Annotated in this window: 6 protein-coding genes and 1 pseudogene; 5 read left to right on the top strand and 2 right to left on the bottom strand. The window is 34.0% G+C overall.

What is annotated here, in order from left to right; translation table 11 throughout:
• Positions 1 to 814 precede the first annotated feature (814 nt).
• From A9G40_RS15160 to A9G40_RS01430, 3 genes are all read left to right on the top strand, one after another.
• Positions 815 to 916, top strand: a complete 102-nt coding sequence (locus tag A9G40_RS15160) for a YccJ family protein (protein ID WP_218057913.1) — start codon at positions 815 to 817, stop codon at positions 914 to 916.
• Between the two features lie 161 nt (positions 917 to 1,077).
• Positions 1,078 to 1,305: a YccJ family protein gene (locus A9G40_RS01435; protein WP_065579400.1), complete on the top strand. Its 228-nt coding sequence runs from the start codon at positions 1,078 to 1,080 to the stop codon at positions 1,303 to 1,305.
• 6 nt (positions 1,306 to 1,311) lie between these two features.
• The gene (locus tag A9G40_RS01430) at positions 1,312 to 2,091 is read left to right on the top strand and encodes a ribonuclease Z (RefSeq protein WP_065567205.1); all 780 of its coding nucleotides are present in this window, start codon (positions 1,312 to 1,314) and stop codon (positions 2,089 to 2,091) included.
• 39 nt (positions 2,092 to 2,130) lie between these two features.
• On the opposite strand, the gene argE is transcribed toward A9G40_RS01430, so the two are convergent.
• Positions 2,131 to 3,288 carry an acetylornithine deacetylase gene (gene argE, locus A9G40_RS01425; protein WP_065581589.1) on the bottom strand — a complete coding sequence of 386 codons (1,158 nt, stop codon included), beginning with the start codon at positions 3,286 to 3,288 and terminating at the stop codon, positions 2,131 to 2,133.
• Positions 3,289 to 3,788: 500 nt separating this feature from the next.
• Here argE and trhP point away from each other — a divergent pair, with 500 nt between their 5' ends.
• Positions 3,789 to 5,132: a prephenate-dependent tRNA uridine(34) hydroxylase TrhP gene (gene trhP, locus A9G40_RS01420; RefSeq protein WP_065581588.1), complete on the top strand. Its 1,344-nt coding sequence runs from the start codon at positions 3,789 to 3,791 to the stop codon at positions 5,130 to 5,132.
• 272 nt (positions 5,133 to 5,404) lie between these two features.
• Here trhP and A9G40_RS01415 read toward each other — a convergent pair.
• Positions 5,405 to 6,013: pseudogene (locus A9G40_RS01415) on the bottom strand (integrase core domain-containing protein); the annotation flags it as partial.
• A gap of 149 nt (positions 6,014 to 6,162) precedes the next feature.
• Here A9G40_RS01415 and A9G40_RS01410 point away from each other — a divergent pair.
• The coding region (locus A9G40_RS01410) for a capsular polysaccharide export protein, LipB/KpsS family (RefSeq protein WP_065581587.1) at positions 6,163 to 7,034 on the top strand (872 nt) is incomplete at its 3' end.

Genomic DNA, 7,034 nt, shown 5'->3' with positions numbered 1-7,034 from the left:
ACAAGAAATGCACGATATCAAAGCTTGGCCTACTATTCGTGAAATATTTATTGAAATTGTCGACGCTATTTTTGAATTTTTTATAGGGGGGTTTTAGTTGAGTTAATAAATTGAGGAAGCGTATAATTTTAGGTTAATAATGGTGATTGGTAATCTAAGGTTTTTGCTGGTGAAATAATTATTATCATAACATATTTTGCCTATTGTATTTTGCAATAAATCGGGTTATTTTACATCAAATTCAACCCAAAGGAGTAGCAAAATGAACGTAGATAAACAAGAAATGCACGATATCAAAGCTTGGCCTACTATTCGTGAAATATTTATTGAAATTGTCGACGCTATTTTTGAATTTTTTATAGGGGGGTTTTAGTTGAGTTAATAAATTGAGGAAGCGTATAATTTTAGGTTAATAATGGTGATTGGTAATCTAAGGTTTTTGCTGGTGAAATAATTATTATCATAACATATTTTGCCTATTGTATTTTGCAATAAATCGGGTTATTTTACATCAAATTCAACCCAAAGGAGTAGCAAAATGAACGTAGATAAACAAGAAATGCACGATATCAAAGCTTGGCCTACTATTCGTGAAATATTTATTGAAATTGTCGACGCTATTTTTGAATTTTTTATAGGGGGGTTTTAGTTGAGTTAATAAATTGAGGAAGCGTATAATTTTAGGTTAATAATGGTGATTGGTAATCTAAGGTTTTTGCTGGTGAAATAATTATTATCATAACATATTTTGCCTATTGTATTTTGCAATAAATCGGGTTATTTTACATCAAATTCAACCCAAAGGAGTAGCAAAATGAACGTAGATAAACAAGAAATGCACGATATCAAAGCTTGGCCTACTATTCGTGAAATATTTATTGAAATTGTCGACGCTATTTTTGAGGGTTTTAGTTGAGTTAATAAATTGAGGAAGCGTATAATTTTAGGTTAATAATGGTGATTGGTAATCTAAGGTTTTTGCTGGTGAAATAATTATTATCATAACATATTTTGCCTATTGTATTTTGCAATAAATCGGGTTATTTTACATCAAATTCAACCCAAAGGAGTAGCAAAATGAACGTAGGTAAAAAAGAAATGCACGATATCAAAGCTTGGGCTACTATTCGTGAAACATCTATTGAAATTGCCGAAGCTATTTTTGAATTAGCCAATAATGACGAAACTTTAGCTGAGCAGATTTGGTCAGAAGGGAGTGATGAAGTTTTAAAGCTCGCTTTTGCTAAAACTAAAGCTGATAGGCTGTTCTGGGGTGAGCAAACCATTGAACGCAAAAATATTTAGATTTTTATGAAGTTAACTTTTTTAGGAACAAGCGCAGGCTCTCCTACCGCACAACGTAACATGAGTAGTATTGTGCTAGATGTTAGGCAAGAAAGAGGGCGCTTATGGCTTTTTGATTGCGGTGAGGCAACTCAGATGCAAATGCAAAAAGCCAAATTTAGCCTTTCTAAACTTGAGATCCTCTTTTTAACACATTTACACGGTGATCACCTGTTTGGGCTACCCGGTGTTTTAACATCCCAATCTTTGATGCAAAATCAATCATCGTTAATTTTGGTTGGTCCAAAAGGTATTAAGCAGTTTATCGAAACGGTCATTGAAATTAGTGATTCTTGGTTAAACTACCCGCTTAATATTATTGAGCTTGAAAAAGATTGTACCGTTTTTGAAGATAACCAGTTTCGAGTTGAAGCAAAATTATTACAACATCGCGTGCCATGTTTTGGTTATCGTATTTTATATAATGACCTTAAAAAAGGTCGGAAATTAGCGATTTTAGGTGACACAATACCTTGTGAAGCGTCGATTGAACTTGCTAAAGATGTTGATGTCCTTGTGCATGAAGCAACACAAGAACATGCTTTAGCGGATAAAGCCATTGCGCGCGGCCACTCGACAACAACACATGCCGCAACAATAGCCAAGCAAGCTAATGCTAAAAAGCTAATTATGACGCATATTAGCCCTAGATATAGTTTACATGATAATGATAAATTGGTTAGCGAAGCTAAAAATATATTTCCTAATACCGAAATAGCCACCGATTTTTCCACATTTGAAATTTAAACAAATTTCGCCGAAATGATCGGCGAATAAACGGCTGTTCTAAATACAAAAATCTTTAATTAATTGTTCTATTGTTGCTTTGGTTGGCTTTAAAAAATCTAATGAAATAAATTCATCGGGTTGATGTGCTTGTTCAATTGATCCCGGACCTAACACAATAGTTGGTGAGATTTGATTTAAGTATGGTGCTTCGGTACTATAATTCACTGTTTCGGCACTATGGCCAACTAACTTTTCAATATGCTGTAATGCCGGATGATCTTTTTTGCATTCATAACCTGGAATAGGTGAAACTTCGTATTGTATTTCAACCCGATTTGGGTATCTATCTATGACAGGCTGAAGTACGTCACAAAGGGTATTATAAAGCGAATCGATATCATTATTAGGCAATACCCGAATATCGATGACCAGTTCACAACAACCACAAATACGGTTTGCTGCATCGCCCCCATGAATAACACCTAAATTTAATGTAGGATAGGGAACACTAAACCCCTCATTGTGGTACTGCTGTTTAAATTGCTGTTTCAGGACTAATAAGCGTTCAATGACTAAATGCATCACTTCGATAGCGTTAATACCTTTATCTGGATCACTAGAATGCCCTGATTTACCAATTACTTTTATAGAATTAGAGATAAACCCTTTATGAGCACGGATGGGTATTAAAGATGTTGGCTCGCCAATAATGGTACAGTCAGGTTGAAGATTGGTGTTTTTAGCAAAAAATGATGCACCAGCCATTGAGGTTTCTTCATCAGCGGTAGCTAGAACGTAAATTGGCTTGTTTAACTTTTTGAGATCAATATCACGTAACGCTTCTAAAATAAAAGCAAAAAAACCTTTCATATCGGCAGTACCTAATCCATATAGCTTATTATCTTCTTCAGTTAGCTTAAAAGGATCTTTTGTCCATTGTCCTTCATCAAAAGGAACCGTATCGCTGTGCCCACTTAGTAATAAACCGCCTTGCGTTTTATTGTCACTGTTTGAATAAGTTGCTAGCATGTTGAATTTGTGTCGAGTATTGGGGACAGGCTGAATATCAATAGTAAAACCTAAATCTTCAAACCAAGTAGCTAACTTCTCGATAAGTGGTTGGTTAGAATAATCCAATTTTTCGTTAGTGACATTACTAATTGTCGGGGTAGAGACAAGTTCGTTATACAGTGTTAAAAAAGAAGGGATAGCCATAAAATTACCTTTAAATAATAGTTTGAAAACATATACTTTTACATGCTGTAAGCATAACATTTACATTATCTTTTGCCTATAAATTACCATTCTTTTCAATCGGTATTTTATATATTGGGTCATTAATTATATGTAAAGTTATTTCAAATAAAGTAATATGTGTTAATAAATTAAACACACATAATGATTAAAAAGCTACTACTAAACTTTTAATAAAATAGCTTATTATTGCTGAATAAACATATTGATCATATGCTCAGAAAACAAGGAAATATCAAAAAATTCCCAGATAATGTCATTTTAATTGCTAATAAAATAGATTATTTAGCTTGTCAACTACCAAGCTAAATAGCTAGAAATACGCTTTAAAATAAAGGGGCGTTTATTGAGGGTAACTAATAAATTTGCCAATAGATATGCTAAAGCGTAAAATGCCCATCCTATTTTGCTTAACCTATTACAAATAAGTAATACTGACTTGAAATCAGAGGCATTTTTTAATGACAACTTTATATGCAAAACCAGAGCTACTTTCGCCAGCTGGTTCCCTTAAAAATATGCGTTACGCTTTTGCTTATGGGGCAGATGCCGTTTATGCTGGTCAACCTCGCTACAGCCTACGTGTTCGCAATAACGAATTTAATCATGAAAATTTGGCAATTGGGATCAACGAAGCCCATGCCCAAGGCAAAAAGTTTTATGTGGTAGTTAATATTGCCCCACATAACTCTAAATTAAAAACCTTTATTCGTGATTTAGAGCCTATTGTAAACATGAAGCCCGATGCTTTTATTATGTCTGATCCTGGGTTAATTATGTTAGTTCGTGAGCATTTTCCTGAAATGGAAATCCATTTATCGGTGCAATCTAACGCAGTTAACTGGGCTACAGTAAAATTTTGGCACCAGATGGGTTTAACCCGAGTTGTATTATCCCGAGAATTATCACTTGATGAAATTGCTGAAATTCGTGAAAAAGTGCCCGAAATGGAATTAGAAGTATTTATTCATGGAGCGCTATGTATGGCATACTCTGGTCGATGTTTACTTTCTGGTTATATTAACAAACGTGATTCCAATCAAGGTACGTGCACTAATGCATGCCGTTGGGAATATAAGGTTGCTGAAGGCAAAGAAGACGAAGTTGGTCAAATTGTACATAAATGTGAGCCCATCCCTGTGCAACAAGTAGAGCCAACATTAGGTATTGGGCAGACCACAAATAAAGTATTCATGCTTGAAGAGTCTGGGCGCCCAGGCGAATATATGCAAGCTTTTGAAGATGAGCATGGCACTTATATTATGAACTCTAAGGATTTAAGAGCAGTTGAGTTAGTAGGCGACCTGACTAAAATTGGCGTACATTCACTCAAAATTGAAGGCCGAACAAAATCTTTTTATTATTGTGCAAGAACAGCACAAGTATATCGCCAAGCGATTGATGCCGCGAGCGAGGGTAAACCTTTTGATCCTCGTTTGTTACAAGAACTCAATGCGCTTGCTCATCGCGGTTATACCGAGGGTTTTTTACGTCGCCATAAGCATGAAGAAATGCAAAACTATGAACATAGTCATTCAGTATCTGATAGACAACAATTTGTGGGTGAATTTAGTGGTGAGCGATTAAATGGTCTCGCTGAAATTATTGTAAAAAATAAATTTTCTGTCGGCGATAGTGTTGAAATGATGACCCCAAAGGGCAATACCACTTTTATTATTGAACGTATGGAAAATAGAAAAGGGCAATCAGTGCCAGCAGGACTTGGCGATGGTCATATTGTTTATATTCCCATTCCCGAAGATATTGATCTGAATTATGCTTTATTAATGCGTAATTTAGAATAATTACAGTTTATCAAACGAGTAGGTTATCATATCCCTAAATTTTACCCTTTAGGACAGGTGGAAAGGATCGCCTATATGCGAGCCTTTCCACAAATTTGGTTATAATTCAGTCCAAAACATCCCAAACCAACCTAAGGAGTACAAGATGCGAGACCAAAAAGAACGAGTTTACAGCATTGAAAGATTAACTAAAAACGAATTTAGGTATACTAGCTCAAACCTAATCTAACAGTTACCAGTTTTTATTGGGTATCTGGCAGGTTAAATCGAGTTCAGATTTTTTCTTCCCAGATCCGTTTTCCATGAAACAATGTTTCCATTGGTGTTCGACCGCAGCACATTTTTCCCTGATGAGTTCGTTCATTATTGTAATAATGCAGCCAATTGCCCAGATCTGTTTGGCGTGTTTCTAAATCTGAATAGCGCTTTTTACGAAATGTCACCATATAAAACTCATGTAAAATAGTTTTATGAAAGCGCTCGTAGATCCCATTCGTTTGTGGCGACATAGATTTTGTCTTAGTATGGTCAATATCATTAATCGCCAGATAAAGTTGATAATCATACTTTTCAATAGTGCCACAAAACTCCGTTCCTCTATCGGTTAATATTCGAAGCATTGGCAAATGATGAGCATTATAAAATGGTAAGACCTTGTCATTGAGTAAATCGGCTGCTGTAATTGGCATTTTGGCCACAGACAATTTACAATGCGAAATCTTAGAATAAGTATCAATAAAAGTCTGTTGATAAATCCGACCGACACCCTCTAAATTACCAACATAAAACATATCTTGAGAGCCAAGATAATCTGGATGAGCGGTTTCTATTTCACCACAAGCTTCATCATCGTGCTTTTTCTTTTCTAATGCAGCTATTTGGTGGTACAAGTTATCTCTTTTAGTAAAAAATTTAATATTATTTGTTTTATTTGTGATAAAATAAAGTAAATTATATTTTTATGTTAGACTAGGGTAATTGATTATCTTAATTTTGCATAAAATAACTTAAAATTTTTTAAAAGAACATAATGAACCATTATTTATACGAACTAGCTAGCACCAAAACTAATATACTCTTGTTACAAGGTCCTATAGGTCCTTTTTTCAAAAATGTAGGAATGTGGTTACAGAAGTCTGGCTGTAATGTTTATAAAATAAATTTAAATGGAGGTGATGAACATTTCTACCCACGAAATAGCGTTTCTTTCTGCGAATCGATTGACGCTTTTCCTCAATTTTTAGAAAATTATATCCAACAGAATGCTATTGATGCCATTGTTGTTTTTGGTGATTGCCGTATTTATCATAAGATAGCGAAGTCAATAGTAGATTCTAATTCAAATTTATCGTTTTGGGTGTTTGAAGAAGGCTATTTTAGACCACATTATATTACATTTGAGAAAAATGGAGTTAATGGTTTTTCTCTTTTGCCTAAAAATCATGATTTTTATCAGAATATTGAAATTACACCTATTAATGATAGAAAGGAAAAGTCTCATTTTTACTCAATGGTTTATTATAGTATTACATATTATATTTTTATATTATTAAAAAAATACAAATATTATAATTATGTGCACCATAGGAAGACTTCGTTACTTTTTTATGCTTCTCGTTGGAGCTTGGCTTTAATCAGAAAATTCAAAGCAAAATTAACCCAACCTAGGTTGATAAAGAATATCATTAACGATGATTATAAACCATTCTATATTTTTCCTTTGCAATGTAATCAAGATTTCCAAATACAGGTTCATAGTCATTACCATTCAATGAAATCGTATATTTTTAGAGTTATTCGCTCATTTTCTCTGTTTGCTGATGAAAAGAGCTATTTATTAATAAAACATCACCCAATGGACGAGGGGTTTAATAATTATAATCGTTTAATAAAAAAATTAGC

This window comes from Gilliamella sp. Nev3-1 (genome assembly GCF_001690435.1).
GTDB classification, from domain to species: domain Bacteria; phylum Pseudomonadota; class Gammaproteobacteria; order Enterobacterales; family Orbaceae; genus Gilliamella; species Gilliamella apicola_C.
Note: the sequence above shows the minus strand (reverse complement) of the source record. Positions and strands in the feature narration are given on the sequence as shown.

What these genes read in the sequence shown, in the direction of transcription:
- A9G40_RS15160 (WP_218057913.1), top strand. Translation starts at nt 815, where the DNA reads ATGAACGTAGATAAACAAGAAATGCACGATATCAAAGCTTGGCCTACT.
- A9G40_RS01435 (WP_065579400.1), top strand. Translation starts at nt 1,078, where the DNA reads ATGAACGTAGGTAAAAAAGAAATGCACGATATCAAAGCTTGGGCTACT.
- trhP (WP_065581588.1), top strand. Translation starts at nt 3,789, where the DNA reads ATGACAACTTTATATGCAAAACCAGAGCTACTTTCGCCAGCTGGTTCC.
- argE (WP_065581589.1), bottom strand. Translation starts at nt 3,288, where the DNA reads ATGGCTATCCCTTCTTTTTTAACACTGTATAACGAACTTGTCTCTACC.
- A9G40_RS01430 (WP_065567205.1), top strand. Translation starts at nt 1,312, where the DNA reads ATGAAGTTAACTTTTTTAGGAACAAGCGCAGGCTCTCCTACCGCACAA.